Source organism: Shewanella sp. 3_MG-2023, from assembly GCF_030548765.1.
In the GTDB taxonomy this organism is placed as follows: Bacteria; Pseudomonadota; Gammaproteobacteria; order Enterobacterales; family Shewanellaceae; genus Shewanella.
The window spans coordinates 23,350-48,045 of the sequence record NZ_JAUOSH010000009.1; the positions used below are offsets into that span (position 1 = coordinate 23,350).

At 42.5% G+C, this 24,696-nt stretch carries 19 protein-coding genes, 1 pseudogene and 1 riboswitch; of the genes and pseudogenes, 5 read left to right on the plus strand and 15 right to left on the minus strand.

Going from position 1 to position 24,696, the window contains the following annotated elements:
* Positions 1-25: 25 nt before the first annotated feature.
* From Q4591_RS06920 to Q4591_RS06945, 6 genes are all read right to left on the minus strand, one after another.
* Positions 26-1,246, minus strand: coding sequence for a glycosyl transferase (locus Q4591_RS06920; RefSeq protein ID WP_076538328.1), 1,221 nt, complete (start codon positions 1,244-1,246; stop codon positions 26-28).
* Between the two features lies 1 nt (position 1,247).
* Entirely contained in the window at positions 1,248-2,099 is an 852-nt protein-coding gene (locus Q4591_RS06925; RefSeq protein ID WP_303460122.1) for a mannosyl-3-phosphoglycerate phosphatase, read from the minus strand.
* A 296-nt stretch (positions 2,100-2,395) separates the two neighbouring features.
* Positions 2,396-4,231, minus strand: a complete 1,836-nt coding sequence (locus tag Q4591_RS06930) for a GGDEF domain-containing protein (protein WP_303460125.1) — start codon at positions 4,229-4,231, stop codon at positions 2,396-2,398.
* Between the two features lie 383 nt (positions 4,232-4,614).
* On the minus strand, positions 4,615-5,481 hold the full coding sequence (locus Q4591_RS06935; protein ID WP_368501204.1) for a hypothetical protein: 867 nt from the start codon (positions 5,479-5,481) through the stop codon (positions 4,615-4,617).
* Between the two features lie 32 nt (positions 5,482-5,513).
* The gene (locus tag Q4591_RS06940; protein WP_303460126.1) at positions 5,514-6,668 is read right to left on the minus strand and encodes a BamA/TamA family outer membrane protein; all 1,155 of its coding nucleotides are present in this window, start codon (positions 6,666-6,668) and stop codon (positions 5,514-5,516) included.
* A 176-nt stretch (positions 6,669-6,844) separates the two neighbouring features.
* Positions 6,845-7,351: a VF530 family DNA-binding protein gene (locus Q4591_RS06945; RefSeq protein ID WP_102439395.1), complete on the minus strand. Its 507-nt coding sequence runs from the start codon at positions 7,349-7,351 to the stop codon at positions 6,845-6,847.
* Between the two features lie 354 nt (positions 7,352-7,705).
* On the opposite strand from Q4591_RS06945, the gene Q4591_RS06950 reads away from it, so the two are divergent.
* A complete protein-coding gene (locus Q4591_RS06950) occupies positions 7,706-8,020 on the plus strand; it encodes a glutaredoxin family protein (protein WP_198590430.1) in 315 nt (104 codons plus the stop codon).
* Positions 8,021-8,129: 109 nt separating this feature from the next.
* Here the strand turns inward: Q4591_RS06950 and Q4591_RS06955 are convergent, their stop codons facing one another.
* Positions 8,130-8,897, minus strand: coding sequence for a class I SAM-dependent methyltransferase (locus Q4591_RS06955; protein WP_198589950.1), 768 nt, complete (start codon positions 8,895-8,897; stop codon positions 8,130-8,132).
* A 134-nt stretch (positions 8,898-9,031) separates the two neighbouring features.
* Here Q4591_RS06955 and Q4591_RS06960 point away from each other — a divergent pair, with 134 nt between their 5' ends.
* Positions 9,032-9,874 carry a 23S rRNA (adenine(2030)-N(6))-methyltransferase RlmJ gene (locus Q4591_RS06960; protein ID WP_303460127.1) on the plus strand — a complete coding sequence of 281 codons (843 nt, stop codon included), beginning with the start codon at positions 9,032-9,034 and terminating at the stop codon, positions 9,872-9,874.
* Positions 9,875-10,001: 127 nt separating this feature from the next.
* On the opposite strand, the gene Q4591_RS06965 is transcribed toward Q4591_RS06960, so the two are convergent.
* The 3 genes and pseudogenes from Q4591_RS06965 to Q4591_RS06975 form a co-directional block, all read right to left on the minus strand.
* Positions 10,002-10,262, minus strand: coding sequence for a hypothetical protein (locus Q4591_RS06965; protein WP_102520287.1), 261 nt, complete (start codon positions 10,260-10,262; stop codon positions 10,002-10,004).
* A 30-nt stretch (positions 10,263-10,292) separates the two neighbouring features.
* Positions 10,293-11,702 (minus strand): M28 family metallopeptidase, encoded by a 1,410-nt coding sequence (locus tag Q4591_RS06970; protein WP_303460129.1) that lies wholly within the window; start codon positions 11,700-11,702, stop codon positions 10,293-10,295.
* 25 nt (positions 11,703-11,727) lie between these two features.
* Positions 11,728-12,273: pseudogene (locus Q4591_RS06975) on the minus strand (lytic transglycosylase domain-containing protein); the annotation flags it as partial.
* A gap of 1,330 nt (positions 12,274-13,603) precedes the next feature.
* Here Q4591_RS06975 and Q4591_RS06980 point away from each other — a divergent pair.
* Positions 13,604-15,214 carry an AbgT family transporter gene (locus Q4591_RS06980; RefSeq protein ID WP_102439386.1) on the plus strand — a complete coding sequence of 537 codons (1,611 nt, stop codon included), beginning with the start codon at positions 13,604-13,606 and terminating at the stop codon, positions 15,212-15,214.
* Positions 15,215-15,714: 500 nt separating this feature from the next.
* Here the strand turns inward: Q4591_RS06980 and Q4591_RS06985 are convergent, their stop codons facing one another.
* The 3 genes from Q4591_RS06985 to Q4591_RS06995 all read right to left on the minus strand — a co-directional run bounded on the left by Q4591_RS06985 (position 15,715) and on the right by Q4591_RS06995 (position 21,495).
* Positions 15,715-18,864: an efflux RND transporter permease subunit gene (locus Q4591_RS06985; protein ID WP_102439385.1), complete on the minus strand. Its 3,150-nt coding sequence runs from the start codon at positions 18,862-18,864 to the stop codon at positions 15,715-15,717.
* A gap of 9 nt (positions 18,865-18,873) precedes the next feature.
* Positions 18,874-20,019, minus strand: coding sequence for an efflux RND transporter periplasmic adaptor subunit (locus Q4591_RS06990; protein ID WP_102439384.1), 1,146 nt, complete (start codon positions 20,017-20,019; stop codon positions 18,874-18,876).
* 375 nt (positions 20,020-20,394) lie between these two features.
* On the minus strand, positions 20,395-21,495 hold the full coding sequence (locus tag Q4591_RS06995; RefSeq protein ID WP_303460131.1) for an MBL fold metallo-hydrolase: 1,101 nt from the start codon (positions 21,493-21,495) through the stop codon (positions 20,395-20,397).
* Between the two features lie 113 nt (positions 21,496-21,608).
* Between Q4591_RS06995 and Q4591_RS07000 the strand changes: the two genes are divergently transcribed.
* Positions 21,609-22,220 (plus strand): TetR/AcrR family transcriptional regulator, encoded by a 612-nt coding sequence (locus tag Q4591_RS07000; protein WP_303460133.1) that lies wholly within the window; start codon positions 21,609-21,611, stop codon positions 22,218-22,220.
* Here Q4591_RS07000 and Q4591_RS07005 read toward each other — a convergent pair.
* Both Q4591_RS07005 and Q4591_RS07010 read right to left on the minus strand, forming a co-directional pair.
* A complete protein-coding gene (locus Q4591_RS07005) occupies positions 22,217-22,906 on the minus strand; it encodes a DNA-3-methyladenine glycosylase I (RefSeq protein WP_303460135.1) in 690 nt (229 codons plus the stop codon). The two genes, Q4591_RS07000 and Q4591_RS07005, sit on opposite strands and share 4 nt — an antisense overlap.
* A gap of 34 nt (positions 22,907-22,940) precedes the next feature.
* Positions 22,941-23,495 (minus strand): thioesterase family protein, encoded by a 555-nt coding sequence (locus Q4591_RS07010; RefSeq protein ID WP_303460137.1) that lies wholly within the window; start codon positions 23,493-23,495, stop codon positions 22,941-22,943.
* Between the two features lie 201 nt (positions 23,496-23,696).
* Positions 23,697-23,886: riboswitch (FMN riboswitch) on the plus strand.
* 90 nt (positions 23,887-23,976) lie between these two features.
* Here Q4591_RS07010 and ribB point away from each other — a divergent pair.
* Positions 23,977-24,633 (plus strand): 3,4-dihydroxy-2-butanone-4-phosphate synthase, encoded by a 657-nt coding sequence (gene ribB, locus Q4591_RS07015; protein WP_102439380.1) that lies wholly within the window; start codon positions 23,977-23,979, stop codon positions 24,631-24,633.
* Positions 24,634-24,696: the final 63 nt, after the last annotated feature.

Sequence of the window (24,696 nt, forward strand, 5' to 3'; positions counted from 1 at the left end):
GGGTATCCTAAAATCTCACTCATAATTACATAAACTCTGCATTATCAGCCTCTACCGCTTCTTTGAGCTGCTCAAGCACATCAGGCATAGCGCTGATCACCCGGCTCCATGTTGGCATAAAAGGGGTTTCCATTGGGTTATCAAGAAAACGCTGCCCAGCGGTCACAATATTTTGGGCAAACATTTCTACGGCTTTTTCTTCAGTATGGATATCGGTGGTGAGCCCATTCATAAGCGCATCATTATGGTAAGTTTCCACATAATCGAGGGCGATACGATAATAGGTCGCTTTTAGGGTTCTAAAGGCTTCGGTACTAAAGGTTTCCCCTTGGGTAGCCAATTTACGATAAAACGCCTTGGTGATATCAATCGACATTTTTGATAAGCCCGCTTCCGCATTATCTAGGGATAAATCCTGATGTTTGTGATCGTAATTATCCGCAATGTCCACCTGACAAATACGGTTATGAGCATAGTTACGATGCATCTCACTCAGCACCCCAATCTCTAAGCCCCAATCACTGGGAATACGTAAATCGTTTAACACATCACGTCTAAATGAAAACTCACCGGCTAATGGATAACGAAAGCTGTCCATATATTCTAAATAATCATTATGACCCACCACTCTTTGTAAGGCTTTAATCAATGGCGTGACCAATAGTCGAGACACGCGGCCATTAATTTTGCCGTTGGACATGCGGGCATAAAAACCTTTACTGAACTCGTAATTAAACTGTGGATTGGCCACCGGATATAACAATCTTGCCAGCAGGGATTTTTCATAGGTGACAATATCGCAATCATGCAGTGCCACTGATTCCGTTTTGCCGGACGCCAAAATATAACCCATGCAGTACCAAACGTTACGGCCTTTACCGAGCTCTTTCGGCGCAAGGCCCAACTCACTTAATTTAGCATCAAGGGCTTGCAGTCTGGGGCCGTCATTCCAAAGTACTCTATGGTGTTGTGGCAGCTGATTAAAAAAACCCAGCGCCTGTTTATATTGCTCTTTATCGGCCCTATCAAGCCCAATCACAATTTCATTTAAGTAAGGCACGTCTTTTAATTTACTAATAATTGCAGGTAAGGCTTCACCCTCTAGCTCTGAATACAGCGAAGGTAAAATCAGCCCTAACGGCCGCGTTTTAGCAAATTTAAGTAAGTCCTGCTCCATCTCTTCATGGGTACGCTGGGTCAGATTATGTAGGGTAGTCACTATGCCATTTTGGTAAAAATCAGCCATGTTATGCCTCCTCAAGCTTCAATGATGTTGAAGAATTTGGGTTTAAAAACAAAGCTTCTAGGCATTCTGCCCAGCCTTTAGGGCCGTATTGGCTACTTTGAATCGGTGTTGATGTGGTATCGATTTTTGGAAAAGTATGAGTGGGAGATTTAATTTGAATGGCAATATCAGCCGCCTCTAGCATGGCGCTGTCGTTACCACTGTCACCGAGGGCAATGGTTTGCACGCTGGTTTGATAAGCATTGGCATATTGCTGGGCTAACCAGTCCATGGCGCAGCCTTTATCTGTATGGCCGCCAACATGTAAGAAACGCCCGCCTTGGAGCATATTCGCGCCTAGGCTATTCATATGGGCCATAAAGGCTTGCTTTCGAGTGTCATCACCGGTCCACAATAACGGCTCAGAGTAATGCCTTACCAAGGCCAGTGTGGCTTTTTCTGGGGTTAAATCCGTTAGCTCACAAAGCTCTTCGGCTGTCAGAGATGAAAAACCAAGGTAATCTTCTGCAAATGCTTTGGCCTCGGTTTCCAGTAAGGTTAACCAATGGCTTCTTGGCTCACAAAATTCTTTTACCCAATAATACCCTTGGGTAAAGGTGTCTTGAGGCTGAGTGTCAAAGTAACCAATGGGAATGTAGATCACTGCGCCATTTTCTGAAATAAACGGTGAGTTAAAACCAATGGTTTGCTGAAACTTTTCCATTTCGGCAAACGTTTTACTGGTATTAGGGATAATAGGAATTTGCTTTTCATTTAATCCTTCAATTACCGCTATTGCGCTGGAGAAACTGTAATCAAAGTGATCAAGTAAAGTACCGTCCATGTCTGTAAATATTAGCGGTCTTGTGGTCATATTTATTCCCTTCCATTACCTAAACAATTATTCAACTGCCTAAAAATGTTTCAGGTTACATGCCAGCTTTTGGCGCTTTGCACTAAAATGGTTAGAAACTAAACATTAGACACTGAATTTATTGATTAAATAATTTATCCGAAGGGAAAGAACACATTAAAAAAAACACAGAAATGGATCATAAATGCAGGATTTTGAAACAAACTTTGCACCATTACGGTGCAAAGAGAGCGTTAAAGGTTAGCTAATTACACTTGCTAATAGGACTGCATTAGCCAAGCTGTTTTTGGTAAGGGTTATGCGCACTCAGCAGCAAGGTGCACTTTATTTTTACCTGCATATTTAGCTCGGTACAGTGCTTCATCTGCTATTTTTGCTAAATCAAATAATGACTTAGTGCTATCAATATTATTTACCACTCCCATGCTCACCGTTAAATCAAGACTAATATCGTCAAAGTGAAACGCTCGAGATGCTATGCCGTGACGCAAACGCTCTGATATCGCAAAGGCTTGATCCATATTAGTATTGGGTAACACTATCAAAAACTCTTCACCGCCGATCCTACCTATCAAGTCACTGTTTTTTAATAAGGCTTTTACTCTTTTTGACAGCGATTTTAGCGCAAGATCGCCCACATGATGCCCATAAGTGTCATTAATGGTTTTGAAGTTATCAATATCAAACAGGATCACTGCCAAAGGTTGCTGTTTTTTTGCCGCTTTTTCAACGAGGCTCTGACCTTGGGTAAAGGTTTGGCCACGATTATAAAGCCCGGTAAGAAAGTCAATTTCTGCACGAAATTTTAACGATCGCCGCGAGAGCAATAGGAAAATAATCAAGGTTAATAACACCACAGCAGAAACAAAAAGTAGCATCAGATTAAGCTGATAAATACGCTCTTTATCTTCAACTGCTACCAAGTTTAATTCATTAATAGCAAGCCTATTCGCCAGTAATTGATTTTCAAAATTGACCAATTGGTCATTATGACCAAGCGCAGAAATGATAACTTGGTTGCTAATGACGCTTTGGTGCGCCTCCCTTTCTAAATCAATGACATCAAGCAGCGTATTAACGGCCTCAATGGGCTTAGCCTCATCCATCGCAATTATGGCATCGGCCTGTAAAATCATGCTTTGCTGGTTTTGACTAAAGTGTTTATCTTGTTTGAATGCGCGCGCCATTTCAGCCGCTTTTACTGCATCACCAATTCTTAAATAAGCTAACGCCAGATATAAGTAATTGCTGGTTTTAAAATAACTTTCTTTGGAAGTGTGGTGTAATGCAACCGCTTTTTCTAAATGCTCAATAGCAAGGGGAAAATCATTCATTCTTAGCGCCACGCGGCCGCTATTTAGATGCGCGAAAAATAATAAATCTTTGTAATCTTTAGCTTCATTGGCCAAAGTGAACTGCACCGTCAGGCTTTTCTGAGCTTTATCCCAATCCCCTAGCTTTAATGCCTCGCTAAGCATATTGTGTTGCATATTGAACATGTCTTCTTTGTCATTAATACGCTGCCAAGTCAGGTAGGCTTTTTCAAAGTTTTCATACCCTTGTTGATGTAATCCCACACGCCGATAAAGATTACCTGTCGCATTATAAATCAAAGCTTTACGGTTTAAGTTTAGCGCACTACTTTTATCAACGACTGTCAGCGCTTCGCTTAATAAATCAATGCCCTGTTGAACCGTAGTAGGCTCTGTATAACAAAAAGCATTTTGAGTTAATGTCTTAGCGAGTAATTCTGAGTTGTTATGCTGACGAGCATAATGGAGCGCGAGTGTTCTATCTTCACAGTAAACCGCAGGATCGTTAGTTTGGAGATATTTAGCAAAGGAGCGCTCTAAGTAGCTATCAATTAAGATATCAGTCACCGCCAAAGAGCTAACCAGCGCGATACCTTTATCATAACTGGCTATAGCTAATTCCAACTGGCGAGTTTTTTCGTACTGCTGGCCATAAACAAAATAATACTTTGCTTGAGATTCAGCATCAAAGTTGCTGCCTGTAAGATCAAATTGGTCTAATAACGCAATCGATTCTGCAGCAGAAAGCCCTTTAATTGATTGTTCTAATTTGAGGAAAGCATCATTGGCAACAGCACTCAAGCTTGCTAAAAAAAGCATACTGCACAGCCATGGGATAAATCTTCTCATCTACAAACAATCCATTTTTCGTTAGCTAAATAGCACTTTTGTAGTATATCGACTTAGGCGTAATATGGAATGGCTTCGCAACAAAACTCACAACTACCTACAAATTGACACAAATAGACTGACAGAACTGATACACAAGTAACTTAAACCTGATAAGCCCTAAAAAAATGCACTAGGCATAACAGCAAGAGTTAACGATGAATAGAGTCTGGGTTTACTTAGCATTGGCTAATGCTTGAGATGAATTATCTGAGTTTGCGAGAATCGTTTTGTGAGGCCGATAACAGCCATCACAAATTATTTTTTGCCATAAAAATAGTCAAAAATAACGATTTTAATGCTGTAAATTGGCGTTATTTAACAGAGCTTGGTTCGCACGATGAAGAGTAGCTGTCGAGTTCAATTAACCCTTTGAGGATAATGCCGTGATAGCGGGCTTTAATCAGTTGATAATCCATATCTGCAGCAAAATAGTAGGTGACATCTTCATCGCCAGTTTGCTCCACGGGGATCAAGGTTAACTCCCCCCAAGGTGCAAGTGTAACCGTTTGCTTTTGCTGCACATAAAACTGGTAGGGCTCGATGCCATCAGAGGCTTGCCTTACTAAGGCGAATTGCTGCCGACCTTGTAATAAATGCTCCCGAATTTGAATCGCCAAGGTATCCACATCGCGCAAAGGGAGTTCTTTTGACACATAGGTATCCACATCGCCATCAATATCGACCCGCGACTGTCGCCCTGCGTCATCAAAAGTGACTTGCATATCCCGTGAGCGAAATCCTGACACTTGTTGATGAAACTCATCCGTTAACCATTCATTAGTTGCATCAGACCAAGACAGTTCTGCCCGCTGCTGATATTGGGTGCCAATGCCTAAAATACTGGCTTCACTGTTTGACGTTACTACCGCTGATTTGCCTTGCCAATGCTCAGTTCTGGTCATTTCGCCAGTGTGTATCCCATTAAGATAAATGCTGTAATGAGCATTACGGCTGCATTGCTGGTCTGTTTCATTAGCAAGAGATTCACTAGCAAGGGCATCTTTGACGATGGCTTCATTGGCCAATGCATCACTAGCAGCTGCCGCATACAGTATGGCGAGCATCACCAATGACATAGCCACTGACTTAGATGACAGCGCCAATGACATGGCCAATGAGTTAGCCAAAGTTCGCCATCTTGTGGTGCTTATATGCAATTCAGAAATTGTGTTATTCATGCTCGCCTGTTATTGATACGTCAAACAGTAAATTAAAAAACTTCATTCACATTAAGATAGAAGTTAGTTTCATTTTCACCCACACCGACATCAAAACGCAGATTAATATTGTCTTTTATATTGAAGCGAAAACCGGTGCCATAGGATGTCATTAACTCATCAGATAATTGGCTCACTTTAGGCGCAACGCTGCCCACCGCGCCCCAAAAAACCATGCCATAACGCTGAAAAATCGGTAATCGATACTCAACTTGGCCCATCATCATTTGCTCGTCACGGTAACGCCCTTTGATATAACCGCGCATGGCGTTAGAGCCACCTAGATCTGGCAGTAAATTCCAAGGTACATCGCCATCAGTAAAGTGCCCTTGCAGTTGCCAAGCGATTAATCCTGGCGCAGACATAGAGCTTAAATCAATGTAATTGGCTAACTCGACATTGTAAGTTGAAAATGACGATGATTGATCGTTTTGATACAGGCCGGCATCCACTTGAAACAACCAACCTTTAGTGGCATTTAAACGGTAATCCCGCGAGTCGTAAATACTGGTGACGACCACGCCTGAACTAAAATTATTCGGCAATGTTTCAGTCGCATCTACGGCCATTTCAGGCTCAACTAAGGCTAAGTTTTCAGCACTGGCATAGATAAAATCTGCGCCAACACCAATAAAATAGTTGCTGGCAACTTCGGTCATCCACCGTGGCTTAAAACTATAAAGCTGCTCTTCAAACTCATGGTGATTTGCATCGATATTACCTTGCTCGATACCTTGGCCATAATAAACCGCCGCTTCGTTATGCAATTCTAATTGCAGCAATAAACGTTGCTTTCCTTGATTGAAAAACGTCATGTTTTCCACTTCAACGCCGTAAGAATTATTCATCGATACAAATGAGTTCAGTACTAACGATGACGGCTGCTCCTCTGCCGCTGCGCCATCAGTTTTATATAACCCCACCATTAACAAACCTAAGCCAAACTTTTTCTCGGGGGTGTAATAAGCGGTGGGTAAATAGCTCATATCGATGGCTTTAGTGTCATCAAACTCACCATCGGCGCCAAAGACTGACAAAATATCATCAACCCATGTCGGCTGCATATCTTCTGGCGTTTCAAATAAAGGTTCTACTGCGACGCTTGCGTTAGAAAACGCCATAAATACTAGGAATAAAAACCGTTTCATAACAACTCTAATTAATGATGGGAATGGGGAGTTAATAAACACCTTGTATGCAGCCAATTGACTTGCCGAGTGCATTTTAACAGAGTTTGAGCAATAAAAAATGCCGCTATCGTTGCAATAATAGCGACATTTATTATCAATGATGGGTTTTATCTCAAACCCATTAACTCAGAGAGTTACTTACCCCAAGGGTTAGTTGGGTCTTGTGATGGCGCAGGTCTTTTGGCGCCCGACTTATCTGAGCTACGATTTTGCGCATAAGCATCTTGTTGTCTTGGCTTATCGCTACCATAACGAGGACGCTGATTTTTAGCCTTCATCGCTTCGTAATTCTCAGTCGCTTTAGCGCGCTGTTCATCTAACAACTCAACCGTTAACTCTTGTGGCTTACGTGGCACGATACCATCAGCAAACCCGCGAGCTCTTGGCTTTAGTTCAAACTGTTCAGCAGTACCTTTTGGCATTTGCTTAAAACGATAAAGATAGAAAGACTCAACTCGCTCTCTAGCCCATTCGGTTTTTTTAAGAAACTTGATACTCGCTTCCATACTTGGATTAAGGTTAAAGCACTCCAACCTCAGTGCCGCATAAAGTACTTTCCAATCATAAAAATCAACCAGCTCAGTCATCATGATGTCTAAACTCAGGCCGTGAAGTGGGTTATTCTGTTGCTTTTCAATCATGTGAGACTCTAATAAAGGATAGTATTTAAAGGGAATGAAGCGGGTTTTGAACTGCTGTGCACATTATAGCGTTTTTAACTGCCTATATTGAGATATTTTTAATATTCAAGTGCGACAAAACCCCGCGTACAGCAAAAGCATGCCATATATCATCTATTCAGTTAATGAGTAACACACTGTATAAAAGCAAATTTTAAAGTCTGTAAAATTAATGCTAATATCCTCAGCTTATTTTTTAACCTCTATTTTAAATATTACTCTCGAAGAGTTATCGGCTTTTACAACTTAAAATCGATGACCATGCTATGTAAAGTATGAGAGTGAGATGCATTTTTAGTTATCAAGGAAGATAATGTGAAGAAAATTTTTATTTTATGCGTTCTATTCGCCATCTATCAAAATTGGCCATTATTTCCTAAGAAGTACGACCAAACTAACGAGGTGGTGTTATATGCCACTGACTGGTGTGGATATTGTGAAAAAGCGCGAGTATTCTTTGATAAAAATAATATTGCCTATACTGAATTTGATATTGAAAAGTCAGCTGAAGGTCGGCGTCGTTATGAAAATCTAGGTGGGGATAGCATTCCATTACTGGATATTAATGGCACCATTATCAGAGGTTATAATGAAAGAAAAATGGCTCAGCAACTATATGAGAAGCGATAATTTCAATCGTAAACCCCATACTTAATCTAAGTATGGGATTTGATAAAATAGCTGTGTTGGTATCGACTACTAACTAAAAAATCAAACTATAGCTAAAAAATGTGAAGCCCTACTTCATTGCCGCTTTCACATACACATCAAAGCGGTTTTTCTTAGTCGCAATAACCATACTCGGTTTTACTCCATCAAGATCTTCAGCGTAATCAGGGCGTTTTACTGCCACTCGCTTAGTGGCTAATGCCATTGCTGGCGCCAATAGGCCATCGGCATCAAGATCGGCGCCCACTAATGTTTGGAATACGCGCATTTCTTTTTTTACCAAGGCTGACTTTTCGCGGTGGGGATACATGGGGTCTAAATACACCACATCAATTTCTGTCGCGGTCGTTTTAGCAGCATCAGCTAAGGCACTAAGGCTCGAGCCATGAAATAAACTCATGCGCTCACGCATCCACTCACCAATTTCAGCGTCTTCATAAGCACGGCGCAGTCCATCTTCAAGTAACGCTGCTACTACAGGATGGCGCTCAACCATAATCACTTTGCAACCTAGGCTAGCCAACACAAAAGCATCGCGGCCTAAACCTGCGGTGCCATCAACCACTGTTGGGGTTACTCCTTGTTTAAGGCCTACCGCTTTGGCGATTGATTGGCCGCGGCCGCCACCAAATTTACGACGGTGAGCAACAGCACCTGAAACAAAATCGACACTTATACCATCTAATTTAGGTTCATCACGTTTGTGCAGGCTTAAGGTGTTGTGCTCAAAACGCAATTCAAACTGCGCCTCTTTGCTCCACTCAAAACCCCAACGCTCACTGATATCAACCAGTGACGGATATTGCTGATTAAAAAAAATCGGTATTTGCAAAAGTATTTCCAGATATTTAGTAGACTCAAGGCTATTATGCCAAAAGCCCGCCAGAGTGAATACCTATACCTGCTTAGACTTAGCCCCTATAATGTAGCTATCTTGCAGCTTAGACTGCTTATTAATTTTCGGACACTCTCATGTTAAGTTACCGCCACGGTTTTCATGCTGGCAATTATGCCGATGTACTTAAGCACACTATGTTGCTGCAAGTACTTAAATTGATGCACAAAAAAGATAAGCCTATGGCCTATATCGATAGCCATGCGGGTGCAGGCGGTTACTCACTAACAGATGAGTTTTCAAAGAAAACTGGCGAATATTTAGATGGCGTAGCTAAGCTTTGGGGTAAAGATGATTTACCAGAATCATTGCAGCTGTATATTGACGATGTAAAACACTTCAACCAAGGTGAGGAAGAACTGTCTTTTTACCCGGGTTCACCTGCTTTTGTTGATATGAACATGCGTGAAAAAGATCGCATGGTTTTACATGAGTTACACGGTACTGATTTTGCTTCACTTGATGAACAGTTTGCTGATGACAGACATGTTCGTGTCGTTAAAGGTGACGGCTTAAAAGGTTTGATAGCTGCAGTGCCTCCCCTTGAGCGCCGCGCGGTTGCCTTGATTGATCCAAGTTATGAAATGAAAACCGATTATCAAGATGTTGCCCATGCCATTATCAAAGCACACAAACGCTTTGCTACTGGTGTTTATATGCTGTGGTATCCGGTGGTTGATAGAGCTCAAACTGAGTCCATGTTAAAAATACTGGCTGATAGTGGTATAAAAAATCAGCTGCGGATTGAACAATCAATTACCCCTGACAACAATGTATTTGGTATGACTGCAGCAGGCTTATGGGTGATAAACCCACCATGGAAGCTAGATACTACCGCGAAAGAGACATTAGATTACCTAGAGCGCTGTCTTGGCCAAAGCGGTGGTAAAACCGTGGTTAAGTTAGAAGTGGCTGAATAATTTATTTCTCTCGGTGCTTTTAGCTGGTATCTTTAGCGATAATTTTAGTAAAGAAATGCCACTAAAAAGCCCATGTAATGAAAATTACATGGGCTTTTTTGTAATACCAATACTGATGCAATATAAACTATATGCACTCATCGCCATCGTCGCTGAAAGGTCTTACAACCAGCCCAATTAGGGCGGTAAAAATACCAACTAAAATATCACCATCATGTGAATCACTGCTAGTTGCTCCCGGGCTCGAGTCACGTTCACGTCTATCTGAATTACTTTCTGCCGTGCCGCGAACAAAATCACAGCCTGCATTGGTGGCACTTGATGATGAGCAAGCCGTGTTCAACATCATTGGCAGCAATAAACTTGCCAGTAAAATCCTTTTCTTCACCCTAATCCTTTTTTACATCAAAAAAATCTATTAATTGAACGCGCCCGCCGCTCCAGGGAATACCACTGGACTGGTATTACCGTTGTCGCCGACACTGGCAACACCGTAGACATAATTATCTATGACCATATTTTTCATAATAAATTCATTCACGTTACCAACATAACGACTATGACTCCATTCAGATTCTGTGGTTGAGCGCCAATAGACCCGATAACCTAATATATTCTTATTCGGTTGTGGCTGCCATTGCAGTTTGGTATCGGGTTGCATAATACCTTCGATGTTCACCCCTTTTGGCGGCTCTGGTGCCCACGCCATTGAAGCCAAACTAATGGCATTAAGTGCGGTGAGTTTGGCATTAAAGTCAAAATCCACCCCAGCAAGCACATCACCATATTCAATAGCATTTTCAGTGCGAATATCTTGATGCTGACGATCATAATGCTCATTAGCTTCCATCACTCTAACGGCAGGCATACCTGCTTTATTAAACGGTAAATGATGGCCGCCACGGCCAAAGCGATCGAGACGATATACCAACATCACATCAAGGTTAGTCATGTATTGATCAACTAAGGATTTAATTTTTCGTGCCAGATTACGTGAAGCGGAATCATTTTCGCCACCGCTGAAATAACGCTGTTTGGCTTCCTCAGGAGTTTCTGCAATTCTGACCCCTTCAGAAAATACTCTTACAGTAGAATTGTTAATAACCCCGTTAATGCCAGCAATATTGCCAATCATGTCATTGTTCAACACCGCTTGGATTTGCCAGTCATGCTTTTTAGCATAATTAATCAGCACATCACCGCCATATAAACCTTGCTCTTCACCTGAAAGCGCCGCATAAACAATTGTGCCATTGAATTGATATTTCGACAGCACTCGCGCGGCCTCTAAAGCGCCAGCAACCCCAGAGGCATTATCATTGGCCCCCGGAGATACCGAGGTAAAATCCATCGGGTCGGTTACCCGAGAGTCAATATCACCACTCATCATTACCACGCGGTTAGGATCTGTGGAGCCTCGTTGAATCGCAAATACATTTACCACTTCGGTGGGATTTGGGATGCGCTTGCCACTAACCGTTTCGCCCACCATGACAACTTCTAAACAGCCACCACAATCAGCAGATATCCGTTCAAATTCAGCTTTAATCCAGCGCCTTGCTGCGCCAATACCTTGGGTATCAGATTGTGTTTCAGATAAGGTATGACGAGTGCCAAAGCTCACCAGCGTTTCTACATCTGTGCGTAAACGCTTAGCCTGCGGCGCTGTGGCAATATCATATAAACGCAGATCTTCTTCTGATGGCGCGAGATGACTTTGCTGGGCAGCAATCGCATTAAATCCAACAAGATTAACGCTTAATAGCGATAGTATACCAATGACTTGATAGCACTTTTTTATGGTTGTTGTGTGTGTATCCCTGTTCATATCATCCTCTTAAATCTTTAGATTATTAGCTCGCTAATGCTGCTTGATAGCGTTTTAGCAAGATTTTTACCCGCTCAACATAGGCTTGAGTCTCTGGGTATGGCGGAATACCCTGATACTTAGTCACGGTTGTCGGGCCAGCATTATAGGCGGCGCAGGCAAGCTCAATATCATTATCAAATCGTTCAAGTAAGTACGCTAAATATTGGCTACCACCCAGAATATTCTGCCGCACGTTATAAGCATCGGTCACGCCCAACTCTTTGGCTGTGGCAGGCATTAATTGCATTAATCCAATTGCCCCCACCTTTGAGTGCGCTTTGGCATTAAATGCTGATTCTGCATGGATCACCGCCCGAATTAACGCAGGATCTAACTGAAATTGTTTGGCAGCATCCTCGACTAACTGTTTATGCTTAGAGACAAATATGGGAATACGCTGCCAATCAAGCTGCGAGTCTACTTGGCAGGCAAAGCAGTCATACAATAAAACGTCAAAGTCCTCAGTGGTGGGCACGACATTTGAAAAAGTGGTCACGCCATTACGTTGATACTGATAGATTTTACGTTTTGGTTTTTTAGTCTGACTACCTGCGGTCAAGGTACTTTTTGCGGTTAATGCGCTTGAAACCATTGTTGGTGCTGCATTATCCGCTGACGGCTGGCGCGAAAAATACTTCTTCTTTGCAGGAGGCTGATAACGCTCTACAACAGCCGCAGATTTTATCGCAGTTTGTTCAACAATCACTTTGGGCTTTAACACCATAGCAGGTTTTGCTGGCTGCTTAAGCGCCACGACCGGAGGGTGTAATACCTGTTGTTTCTTTGGTTTAACTTGAGAGCGGGGTTTAACTTGAGAGCCAGACTCAGCATCACCCGTGTCACTTGCTAAAGGTAATACCACAATAGGCGCATGCAAGACTTGTTGACGCTTGGGCGCTTGGGCTAGGGGCGTCGGCATAGTCGCCACTTTAATCACTTTAGGCTGCACGTTAGTGCTGGTTGCAAGCTGCTTTTGAGGTTTTATGGGCTCACTTTGCGACGCAGTAATTTTATCCGCTTGCGGCGATTTTTCAGTTAATCCTAACGACGCTGCTGTGGGAGTAAGTTTCTGATTCGGTTTGCTTTGCTCAATCTGCGTTTGTGCTTTGGCAATTATTTGCGGTTTAACTGGCGCAGTCATTGTCAGTTGAATTTTAGCTTTCTGCTGTGCCTGTATTTCAAACCCAGCTCCGGTATTGGCTTGGGTAACAGTTACGGAAGCGCTGAATAAGATCAGTAAACTTACACCGCAACCGCTTATTAAGGCGTTTGCGCAACTCTGCCTGAGTAATCGCTTTATGTATGTGTTGACCGTAAAGGCCAAGTTTGAAGCTAAAATATGTAAAGGTATTTTTATCATTATTATTATCACGTTTATATTGAGCACTGACTAGCTTGCCTCATCATAGCGAAGAATCAACACCCTGTTCACTAAACATACACTCAATGCAGATGTTGTTTTTTGCACGATTTTTTACAACTCATATAGAAACCCGACAAATACCATGGTTAAAACCATTAAAAAGCTTAACTTAACAGCAAGCTTTGACGCTACCATTCAAAAAGGTAAAAAATATAGAACAAAATGATTAAAAATATTTTTTAATTCTTTCAAAACAGCATTTTAAGCAAAAACAAGAATGAGTGTTTTTTATACCAACTTACAACATCAGTACAACTAAATAGCGCTATTTTTCGATAATTAGTTGTTATTGAGTTAGACTCAATGAAAATTTGATGTTAACTAATATTTATCAGCTTTTTCCGCCTAGATTTAAGCTTATTTTAAAATAGGTCATATAGTCTGTAGATTGGCAAAATCTCAAACTCTAATAATTAAGCCTATTTAAGGGATATTCATGAACCTTGATCCATCTAAAGCTGTGCCTAATAAGGGTACGCCTCAGGACCTCGCCTCAAGTGGCACCTTTGTCCGTTTTCTTAACATTGTCGAAAGATTAGGCAATTTATTACCTCACCCAATTACCTTATTTGCCATGTTCTGCTTAGCTGTCATTGCCATTAGTGGTATTGCGGGTTATTTCGAAATGACAGTTGCAGACCCTCGCCCTATGGGCAGCTCAGGTCGCAGTGAGGATGGCTTAATCCATGTGGTCAGCTTGATGAATGCTGAAGGTTTGCGGATGATCGTATCCAACTTAGTGACTAACTTTACCGGCTTCACCCCATTGGGCACTGTATTAGTGGCCTTACTGGGTGTCGGTATTGCTGAGCGCTCAGGGTTATTATCTGCCGCTATGCGTTTATTGGTCATGGGCACTTCAAAGCGCCTTGTTACACTAACGATTGTGTTTGCGGGTATTGTGTCCAATACCGCATCAGAGCTAGGTTATGTGGTGCTGATCCCAATGGCGGCAATGATATTTCACTCCCTTGGGCGTCATCCTTTAGCCGGATTAGCAGCCGCTTTTGCTGGGGTATCCGGTGGCTACAGCGCTAACTTACTATTAGGCACGGTCGACCCTTTACTATCAGGTATCACTGAAGCTGCGGCGCAAATGATTGACCCAGATTATATTGTTGGCCCAGAGGTCAACTGGTACTTCATGTTTGTGTCGACCTTTTTAATCACTATATTAGGCGCACTGGTTACCGAAAAAATCGTTGAACCCAAACTAGGAAAATACGATGTATCTGAAGCGGCTGATGACTTATCTGAACAGAAAATGGATATTGTCACTACAGAAGAAAAACATGCCTTAAAGGTGGCGGGTTTCTCTGTATTGGTCTTATCAAGCTTATTGGCATTGACCATTATTCCTGAAGGCGCCCCACTACGAAATCCTGAAACCGGCTTAGTTTCAGGCTCACCATTTTTAAAAGGCATTGTGGCGTTTATCTTTATCGGCTTTGCTATCCCGGGCTTGGTGTACGGTAAAGTGGTCGGCAGCATGAAAAAAGACACCGACATCATTAATGCCATGTCTCACAGTATGAGTACCATGGGTATGTATATTGTGTTGGTATTTTTTGCCTCGCAGTTTGTGGCTTTCTTTAAATGGACCAATTTAGGCGCGGTATTAGCGGTAACTGGCGCGGATGCCTTGAGCAGTATTGGTTTAACTGGGCCATTAGTATTTGTACTGTTTATTATGTTGTGTGGTTTTATCAACTTAATGCTCGGTAGTGCTTCGGCGCAATGGGCAGTTACTGCGCCGATATTTGTACCTATGTTAATGCTAGTAGGCTATGCCCCTGAAACCATTCAGGCAGCGTATCGAATAGGTGATTCGGTCACTAACTTGATAACGCCAATGATGAGCTATTTCGGTCTAATTCTGGCGGTTGCAAGCCGTTATAAGAAGAATCTAGGTATCGGTACCTTGATTGCCACCATGCTGCCTTACTCAATCGTGTTCTTTATCGGTTGGACGCTGTTCTTCTTCCTGTGGGTATTTGTTTTAGGCTTCCCTGTAGGTCCTGGCGCTGCAACTTATTACACGCCATAACGAATGTCGTTGTCATACCATAATGACTGAAACTGATTAGCTTATTAGCCCTGTATTTACAGGGCTTTTTATTGCGTTTTTGACAGTGACTCTTTCATGGAGGGGTATTCATTGATAGGTATTCATTGATAGGTATTTATTGATAGGAGTATTTCATTGATGGCACTATTTCATTAATAACAGGAATTGGGTTAGTTGCATTTGCTAGCTATAACCGAGGTTCTGCAACCAAAGCATCGAACTCAACTTAACTGACTCGAGTTATTGCAATACAAGGTGCTCCCACTGATCCGGTCGTTCTTGTCATAGCGCCGTTAACCTGCGCCCATGCCATTAAGCATATCTCACTATGCTAGGTCGCAGTAACGGCACAATTCCCCTGAGTAAGCTCATCAACTTAACCCATCGCTAGCTTATTAATTGCAATAAGCCTTAAATAACGAGTAACAAAAAGCCCAGCATCTGCTGGGCTTTTTAAGGATAACTACAGTGATTAGCGCTTATTCAGCTGAATCACTTTTCGTTTCAGGTGGTACATAACCTTTACGCTCTTTCTTATTGAAGATTTTCTCAACCACCACGAAGAACAGTGGGATTAAGAAGATACCAATAAAGGTAGAACTCATCATGCCACCAAGTACGCCTGTACCTAGTGCATTCTTACTACCAGAACCAACACCAGTACTAATCGCTAGCGGTACAACACCTAAACCAAAGGCTAGAGATGTCATCAAGATTGGACGTAAACGTACTCGCACTGCGTGCAAAGTCGCTTCAACCAACCCAGCCCCCTTGTCGTAGAAGTCTTTGGCGAATTCTACAATCAAGATGGCATTCTTGGTTGCCAGCCCTACCGTCGTCAGTAGACCTACTTGGAAAAATACATCGTTAGGTAAACCACGACCATTCATCGCCAGCAGTGCCCCGATAACCCCTAATGGCACAACTAGGATTACCGCAAATGGTACCGTCCAACTTTCATAAAGTGCTGCTAGTACAAGGAATACCACTAAAATAGATAGTGCGTATAACGCTGGTGCCTGGTTACCTGATAGTCTCTCTTCATAAGATAAGCCATTCCACTCGATACCAAACCCTGGTGGTAAATCTTGCACCATTCTCTCGAAATCAAGCATTGCATCACCAGAGCTATATCCGGGCATAGTTGCACCTTGAATATTGACCGCTGGTAAACCGTTAAAGCGTTGTAATTGTGGCGAACCAAATTCCCATGAACCAGTAGTAAAGGCCGAGAAAGGTACCATTTCACCTTTTGAGTTACGCACAAACCAGGTTTCTAAATCACTTGGTTGCATACGGTATTCAGCATCACCTTGTACGTATACTTTCTTAACGCGACCACGGTCGATAAAGTCATTCACATACGAACCACCATAAGCGGTTGCTAGTACACTGTTTACATCATCGATATCCACACCTAAGGCGCGAATTTTAGCTTGATCAACATGGATTTGGTACATAGGTGCATCTTCTTGCCCATTAGGACGTACGCCCACAAGGTTCGGATTCTGCGCTGCCATACCTAATAACTGATTACGGGCTGCAATTAACGCCTCATGACCTTGACCACTACGATCTTGCAGGTACATATCAAAACCATTGGCCGTGCCTAATTCAATTACCGCTGGCGGTACAAAGGCAAACACTAAGGCGTCTTTCATCTGCATGAAACGACCCATTGCACGGTTAGACAAGGATTGAACATCTTGCCCTTCACCACCACGTTCAGCCCAGTCTTCAAGACCGACGAAAGCAATACCCATGTTTTGACCAGAGCCAGCGAAACTGAAACCTGCAACACTAAATACAGATTTAACGATATCGCCTTCTTCTTCCAAGTAATAGTCACTCACATCCTCAAGCACTTTCATGGTGCTTTCTTGAGTCGAGTTAGTTGGCAAAATTGCTTGGGTAAACAAGATGCCTTGGTCTTCATCTGGCAAGAATGCTGTTGGCATGCGCATGAAAATCCAACCAGTCGCGATAACCAGTACAAGATAGACACCCATCATGCGCACAGTACGCTTAAGGATTTTTGCTACACCCGCTTCATAGCGCGAGGTTAACTTATCAAAGTTACGGTTAAACCAGCCAAAGAACCCAGTATTAATATGGGTATGGCCTTTTGGAATTGGCTTAAGCATGGTGGCACATAATGCCGGGGTTAAAATCATCGCGATTAAAACAGACAGCGCCATTGCAGACACAATCGTAATCGAGAACTGACGATAAATAACACCAGTTGAACCTGACATAAATGCCATAGGTACGAATACTGCTGACAGGGTTAAACCAATACCCACAAGTGCGCCAGTAATTTGATCCATCGATTTGCGGGTGGCTTCAAGTGGGCTTAAGCCCTCTTCAGACATAACACGCTCGACGTTTTCCACCACAACAATCGCATCATCTACTAACAGACCAATAGCCAGTACCATAGCGAACATGGTTAAGGTGTTAATAGAGAAACCAGTCGCTGATAAAATGGCGAATGTACCAAGTAATACCACGGGTACCGCAATCGTTGGAATTAGTGTTGCTCTGAAGTTCTGCAAGAACAGATACATGATCAGGAACACTAAAATCACTGCTTCGATAAGGGTATGCACAACACCTTCAATTGATTTCTCAACAAATGGCGTAGTGTCATATGGGTAATAAATCTCTAAGCTGTCAGGGAAATAAGTTTGCAAGTCAGCAAGCATTTCACGAACATTTTTTGCGGTATCAAGCGCGTTAGCACCTGTGGCTAACTGCACACCAATACCAGCAGCGGGTTTACCGTTAAAGAATGATTCCACTGAGTAGCTTTCAGAACCCAGTGCAACGCGAGCTACGTCGCTCAGGTAAACGTTAGCACCAGAGGTGTCAGATTTGAGAATAATCCCTTTAAATTGCTCAGGAGTTTGCAAACGGCTTTGGGCAGTAATGGTCGCATTTAATTCTTGGCCAGCAATTGATGGCGCACCACCTAATTGACCCGCTGAAATCTGCGCATTTTGCTCACGAATCGCGGCCATAACATCAATACTAGTTAAGTTGTATTGCGTCAGCTTTAACGGATCAAGCCAAATACGCATTGCATATTGGGCTCCGAATAATTGCAATTCACCTACACCAGCAACACGGCTTAACGGATCTTGAATATTGGCAGCAACATAATCGGCAATATCGGTTTTATCCAGCGAACCATCTTCAGATACAAACGCTGCAACCATCAAGAAACCAGCACTTGATTTAACCACGTTAACACCCTGAGATTGCACCTCTTGCGGTAACAAGGTCATCGCAGCTTGCAGCTTATTTTGCACTTGTACTTGAGCAATATCCGGATCGGCTTCAGCATTAAAGGTTAAGGTGATTTTTGCATTACCAAAACTATCACTGCTTGAGGCAATATAACGCAGATGGTCAATACCCGTCATACGTTGTTCAATAACCTGAGTTACTGTATCTTCCATGGTCTTTGCAGACGCGCCAGGATAAAACGCGGTTATTTCAACTGTTGGCGGTGCAATACTCGGGTACTGCGCCACAGGAAGATCTTTAATTGCTAAGACCCCTGCCAACATGATTAGAATTGAGATCACCCATGCAAAAATAGGGCGATCGATAAAGAAACGAGCCATAACGTTACCCTATTTAGTTGGAGTGTTTTCGGTTAAAACTTGTGGAGCAACTTCAGCGCCAGGACGAACTTTTTGCAGACCTTCGACAATCAATTTGTCGCCAGCCTTTAAGCCTTCAGTAATACGCCATTGGTGATTAATCACCTCTGCTGTTTTCACCACGCGCGCTTCAGCTTGATTATCAGCATTAACAATCATAGCTACCGCTTCACCTTTTGTGTTACGGGTAATGGCTTTTTGCGGCACTAAAATGGCTGATGGATCTTGTCCGGCATTTAAAATCGCGCGCACATACATACCAGGCAACAACACCCCATCAGGGTTAGGGAATTCAGCACGGATAATCACCGAACCTGTTGCTTCATTGACGCTCACTTCAGAGAACTGCAATGTACCTACGTTCTCGTAAGTGCTACCGTCTTCAAGAATAAGGGTCACTTCAGCATTTTCGCTTTGCTGTAACTTACCTTGTCTAAGTTTTGACTTAAGACGTAATAGTTGTGCACTTGATTGAGCAATATCGATATTGATTGGATCAAGTTGCTGAATTTTCGCCAGTGTATTTGATTGATTAGCAGTAACTAGTGCACCAGGAGTGACACTTGATGTGCCAATACGACCAGAGATTGGTGCACGTACTTCTGTGTATTCAAGGTTGATTTTAGCAGTATTAATTGCTGCCTCAGCAACAGTCACCTTAGCGATTGCTTCTTTGTAGGCTGCATCAGCTTCATCAAAGTCTTGGGCACTAATAGCATTAGTTTTAACCAAGGCTGCATAACGGTCTGCTGTAGCTTTCGCAGAAGCCAAGGCTGCATTCGCGCTGGCTAAATCTGCTTCTGCGCTAACTAAAGCAGCTTTGTAAGTTGCAGAGTCAATTTGATACAGTGACTGACCCGCTTCGACATCTTTACCTTCAACAAAACCACGGTTGGTGATGATGCCTGATACCTGTGGGCGTACTTCCGCTTCTAAAAAAGCACGACTACGACCTGGTAATTCAACATAAATGGCTTGAGATTGCTCAGTCACACTCATCACCCCTACTGGTGCGGGTGGTGCTTTTTGTTGGCCTTGGCCTTGTTCGGCTTGACCACAAGCGGTAATCCATAAAGCCGCAGTGATAACTGAGGCTATTTTCAGTGCTTTGCGCATGACTGCTCCTACTCCTAATGACATCATCAGTAAATTTCACCTTGTTTGAAGGGTAAATATTTGCTGGATATATATTTCAACGTTTTTCAACGTTTTAAGCTTGAAATTTTAATGGACGTTGTTATCCCATACACTTGCGAGCTCAACAACCATTACAACCAATTAAAAAATTATAAATTGTAAACAAATAATAAACTTAGATACTTTGTATACGCTTTGTTGACTTAGCTGTAGCAACAACAAAAAATACACACGAAAGTGTTACAAAAAGGTTAACTGGCTCACTTTTAAAAGTGCGTAAATATACAACATTCTCATTAAAAAAGGTGTGCGCCTAGTATTAAATTCTAAAAAAATATCCTCATACGATATTAATTATTGCGCTTGCATTGCGACAGTAGGCTCTGTCAGCATATCACGCCACCAGTAGGCTGCCTGAGTAGGGAAATCAACTGAAACCCCCTCACCAAATATCGGTGTTAGCACTGGTATATTCGCTTGCTCGGCTAAGGTCGTAATACGCTCTAATGGCTCAAACCAGTCATGTAATGATAAATCGAAAGTACCATTATGGATTGGTAACATGGCGCTTTGCTGAAAATCTGCGCCGTTTAAATCAATATGCGCCTGTAAGCTCTGTTCAGGCATCATATGAATGTCACTCCATAATTCATTATAGGCGCCAGTTTCAATCATGGTGATATCAAATGGCCCATAACGCTCACCAATGTCTTTAAAACCTGAGAAGTAACCGCCATCACCACTAAAGAATAGTTTGTTTTTCTCGCCTTGGATCACCCAACTTGCCCATAACGTAGTATCACGATCGAATAGCCCACGCCCAGAAAAGTGCTGTGCAGGGGTAGCGACTAACGTCAGCCCCGCCAAATTCAGTTCTTGCCACCAAGCCAATTGCGACACTTTACTTGCGCTAATCCCCCAATCAATAAGGTGATCGCCCACTTTTGATGGCGTCACAAAATGCTCAACTTTCTTATTTAAGGCCATAACGGCCGCTTTATCAAGATGATCATAATGATCATGACTAATAATGACCGTCTTAATAGCAGGTAATTGTTCAATACTTATTGGCGATTGATGAAATCGTTTTGGCCCAGCCCATTGAACTGGAGATGCACGTTCGCTAAAGACAGGATCTAACAAGATATATTCACCGTCCAAGCGGATGAGTAATGTTGAATGACCTAATCTAAATATTTGATCTTCAGTACTGAAGCTTAAGCTCAATGTCGTCAGTGGCAAAACAGGCACCGGCTTTACAGGTGTTGGGTGTGCTCTTTTGACGGTAAAATAACTTTTTACTATTTGCCAAATATCACTTAAACCTGATTGATAGTTAATCTCGGTATTTTGAAATTTCTCGTGAGTTTCTTGCGCATTTTTATCATAGCTGCACCATGCTTTTAAGCTAAACGACACCATCAACACTCCAACAATAAATAACCAATATTTCATATTAACGCCAAAAAAAGTAAACTACACGGTGCAGTTTATGGATTTATTGTTGAAAAGTAAACTACTCAGTGTAATATACTTGCACGACTCCCAGCGAAGATTTGTAAACAAGTATGACAATAACCAAGAAAACCCTCAGCCAACAAAAGCATGAAGCCATCGTTGACGCAGCCAAGCGGATGTTCAAAAAACTGGGGGTTGCGGCGACCAGCATGGATAAACTGGCAGAAGAGGCGCAAGTGTCTAAGCGCACTGTTTACAACCACTTCGCCACTAAAGAAGCCTTAGTCATGCACCTAGTTAGTGAGTTATGGTTTGAAGCCATGGCCAGCAATCAAGAGCAATATCAGCCGCAACAAGCGCTGTTTTCGCAGTTATCAGCCATCATTTTGACCGAAATTCAATTCATCAACTCTCAAGAGCATATTGATATGGCCCGAGTCGCTATTGGGCATTTGTTTTACAATAGTGAAGAGATGTGCCGTGAAATAGAAAAAATGAAACTGCATGAAACGGCATTATTACGCTGGATAAAAGCCGCTGCAATTGATGGAAGGATTGAGGTTGAAGATGCTACTTTTGCCAATGAGCAACTATTGCATTTGATCAAAGGCCAGTGTTTTTGGCCGCACATTTTAACCTGTTGCGCACTGTTAAATGATCAACAAAGACAGCATTTAGCCGATGAAACGGCAACAATGTTTTTAGCCCGTTATGAGGTTTAAAGCCTATTTTCACCCACACTAAGTGAAATAATGCGGCTTATTTCAGCCAAGGTTAACCCTGACTCTTGTTGCCAGTGGTTAAAAGCCGCTTGGGATTGGCGCAGCGCGGTTTGCGAGGTAAATCCGGCATCAACCACCTTAGTGGCTTTGAGATATGACTGCACATCAGTGGTTAATAAAAACGTATCCTTACCCACATTACGTAAAAAATACGGCCCAGTATTGCCACCTAAACGACTGCCTTTCTTTTTTAATACTTGCCAAAGTCCTGTGATATCTTCCGATGGCCAATTAGCAATAAACTCAGCAAAGCTGCCATGCTCAGCCGCAATTTGCTGCACCATATAGGCATTATCAACAATAGATTGGGTTTTCTTTTGATGGCGAATAAGCGTTGCGTCAGTGGCGCGCTGCTGAATTTGATCCGGTGACAGCATTAATACTTTAAACGGTTCAAAATCAAAGAAGGCTTTTTCATACGCAGGCCATTTATTCTCAACCACCCGCCACACAAAGCCACTTTGAAACACTTGCTTGCTCATGGCAGACAAAAGTTGTGCATCAGAAAATTGACCAATCTCATCCGCTTCAAGGGTCAGAGGCAATAAATGAGCTAACGCCTTACTGCCACCTTTACGCTCACTGGCGCGGTCAAAAATATCGCAGAATTTTTCTAATTTGGCCACAAGCTAACCCCGTTAAATAAATGACTAGCGCTTATTATGCTACCTGACTCAGCTTAGGGGCAATATTCTGACCTTTTTTTACTTGCAGAAATTGTTTCCACTTAACCACTTCAGCAGTCATTACTGGCATAGCGCCGTCGTAGCCCGCTTCGGCAATTAACTTACTGATAGGCACTTGCTTACCTTTGCAAACAAACACACCACGCACATGGGCAATACAATGAACCCCACGATTAGATACAAAGCGCTGCTCAATATAGAAATATTTCTCATCCCAACCAACTATCTTGGTTTCAATGTCAAATTTCTCCAGCGGCTTAATATCTTTAATAAAGGTAAACTCAGATGCGTTTACAATGGGCAGCCATTTAAGTTTTAAAAATCGCTTCATTAAACCCATTTCAGCAATCATATAAGTACGAGCTAAATCTAAAAAGGCAGGATAGCGAGAATTAGTAAGATGCATATTGATATCGCAATCGAGCGGTAATGCGCGATATGAAATACGACTGGTACCTAAAAAATCGATGTGATTACAGTGACGAATACGCCAGACAAACAACCAAAACAGACGAAAATATAAATTCATGGGGCTACAACTCCTTTGTCAGCGGCAAAGGCTATCAGAGGTCATACCAGCGAGCAAGTTTGTTCACAAAATTATCCAGTCACCCCCTAAAACGCCCCACTCTTGATGACATTTTATATCTAAGACTGTGAGCATAAGCCCTTTTTTTATAGTCATTTTTGCCATAAAATGGCCGCGCTTAACTTTATTAAGCATCACAATTTAAATTCTCAGGGCGGGGCGCAATTCCCCACCGGCGGTAAATCGAGGCGACTAAATGCGCCAAGATGAGCCCGCGAGCGCTCGATATTTTTCGAGGTCAGCAGATCTGGTGACTTAGGCCATGTTTTCACATGAAGTACGCCTAACAGTCCAGAGCCGACGGTTATAGTCCGGATGAAAGAGAATAGAAAACACCACTACTTAGGTATGCTGGTGCATTTCGTTTGGCGTAAAGCCACTCTTCAAAGCCCTGATTCTGGTATTTTTTTAGGAGTAAACCATGAATCAGCTAACACTACTTTCGCCATTTGGTGATCCAATCGAACGTGTTGAAAAAGCCTTAGCCGCCTTACGATTAGGTAACGGTGTGTTATTACTCGATGATGAAGATCGTGAAAACGAAGGTGACATCATTTATTCAGCCGAGCACTTAACCGCAAAACAAATGGCATTAATGATCCGCGAATGCAGCGGCATTGTGTGTTTATGTTTAACGGACGAGCAAGCCAACAAACTTGAACTGCCGCCAATGGTGCAAGACAATAACAGTGCTAACCAAACTGCTTTTACGGTTTCAATTGAAGCTAAAGAAGGAGTGACTACAGGCGTTTCAGCTCAAGATCGAGTAACGACAGTAAAAACGGCTACAGCAGTAAATGCGAAAGCCAGCGACCTCGCTCGTCCGGGACATGTATTTCCACTGCGCGCGCGTGCCGGTGGCGTTATGGCTCGCCGTGGTCACACTGAAGGCACGGTTGATTTAATGCAAATGGCCGGTTTATCTCCTGCAGGTGTTTTGTGTGAAGTAACGAACGAAGACGGCACTATGGCCAAAGCGCCTGAAATTGTCGCCTTTGGTTTAAAGCACAATATGCCAGTATTGACCATTGAAGATATGGTGATGTATCGCTTGCAGCATGATTTGAAATTAGCCTAAGGCTTGTTTATAAAGAGCATCTATTTCAAAGCTCTGTTATAAATAAAATGGTAAAAAGAGACG

Coding starts and splice junctions, on each gene's coding strand:
- Q4591_RS06940 (WP_303460126.1), bottom strand. CDS start 6,668: ATGAAACGGTTTTTATTCCTAGTATTTATGGCGTTTTCTAACGCAAGC.
- Q4591_RS06925 (WP_303460122.1), bottom strand. CDS start 2,099: ATGACCACAAGACCGCTAATATTTACAGACATGGACGGTACTTTACTT.
- Q4591_RS06935 (WP_368501204.1), bottom strand. CDS start 5,481: ATGAATAACACAATTTCTGAATTGCATATAAGCACCACAAGATGGCGA.
- Q4591_RS06930 (WP_303460125.1), bottom strand. CDS start 4,231: ATGCTTTTTTTAGCAAGCTTGAGTGCTGTTGCCAATGATGCTTTCCTC.
- Q4591_RS06960 (WP_303460127.1), top strand. CDS start 9,032: ATGTTAAGTTACCGCCACGGTTTTCATGCTGGCAATTATGCCGATGTA.
- Q4591_RS06990 (WP_102439384.1), bottom strand. CDS start 20,019: ATGCGCAAAGCACTGAAAATAGCCTCAGTTATCACTGCGGCTTTATGG.
- Q4591_RS06980 (WP_102439386.1), top strand. CDS start 13,604: ATGAACCTTGATCCATCTAAAGCTGTGCCTAATAAGGGTACGCCTCAG.
- Q4591_RS06920 (WP_076538328.1), bottom strand. CDS start 1,246: ATGGCTGATTTTTACCAAAATGGCATAGTGACTACCCTACATAATCTG.
- ribB (WP_102439380.1), top strand. CDS start 23,977: ATGAATCAGCTAACACTACTTTCGCCATTTGGTGATCCAATCGAACGT.
- Q4591_RS06995 (WP_303460131.1), bottom strand. CDS start 21,495: ATGAAATATTGGTTATTTATTGTTGGAGTGTTGATGGTGTCGTTTAGC.
- Q4591_RS07000 (WP_303460133.1), top strand. CDS start 21,609: ATGACAATAACCAAGAAAACCCTCAGCCAACAAAAGCATGAAGCCATC.
- Q4591_RS06945 (WP_102439395.1), bottom strand. CDS start 7,351: ATGATTGAAAAGCAACAGAATAACCCACTTCACGGCCTGAGTTTAGAC.
- Q4591_RS06970 (WP_303460129.1), bottom strand. CDS start 11,702: ATGAACAGGGATACACACACAACAACCATAAAAAAGTGCTATCAAGTC.
- Q4591_RS06985 (WP_102439385.1), bottom strand. CDS start 18,864: ATGGCTCGTTTCTTTATCGATCGCCCTATTTTTGCATGGGTGATCTCA.
- Q4591_RS07010 (WP_303460137.1), bottom strand. CDS start 23,495: ATGAATTTATATTTTCGTCTGTTTTGGTTGTTTGTCTGGCGTATTCGT.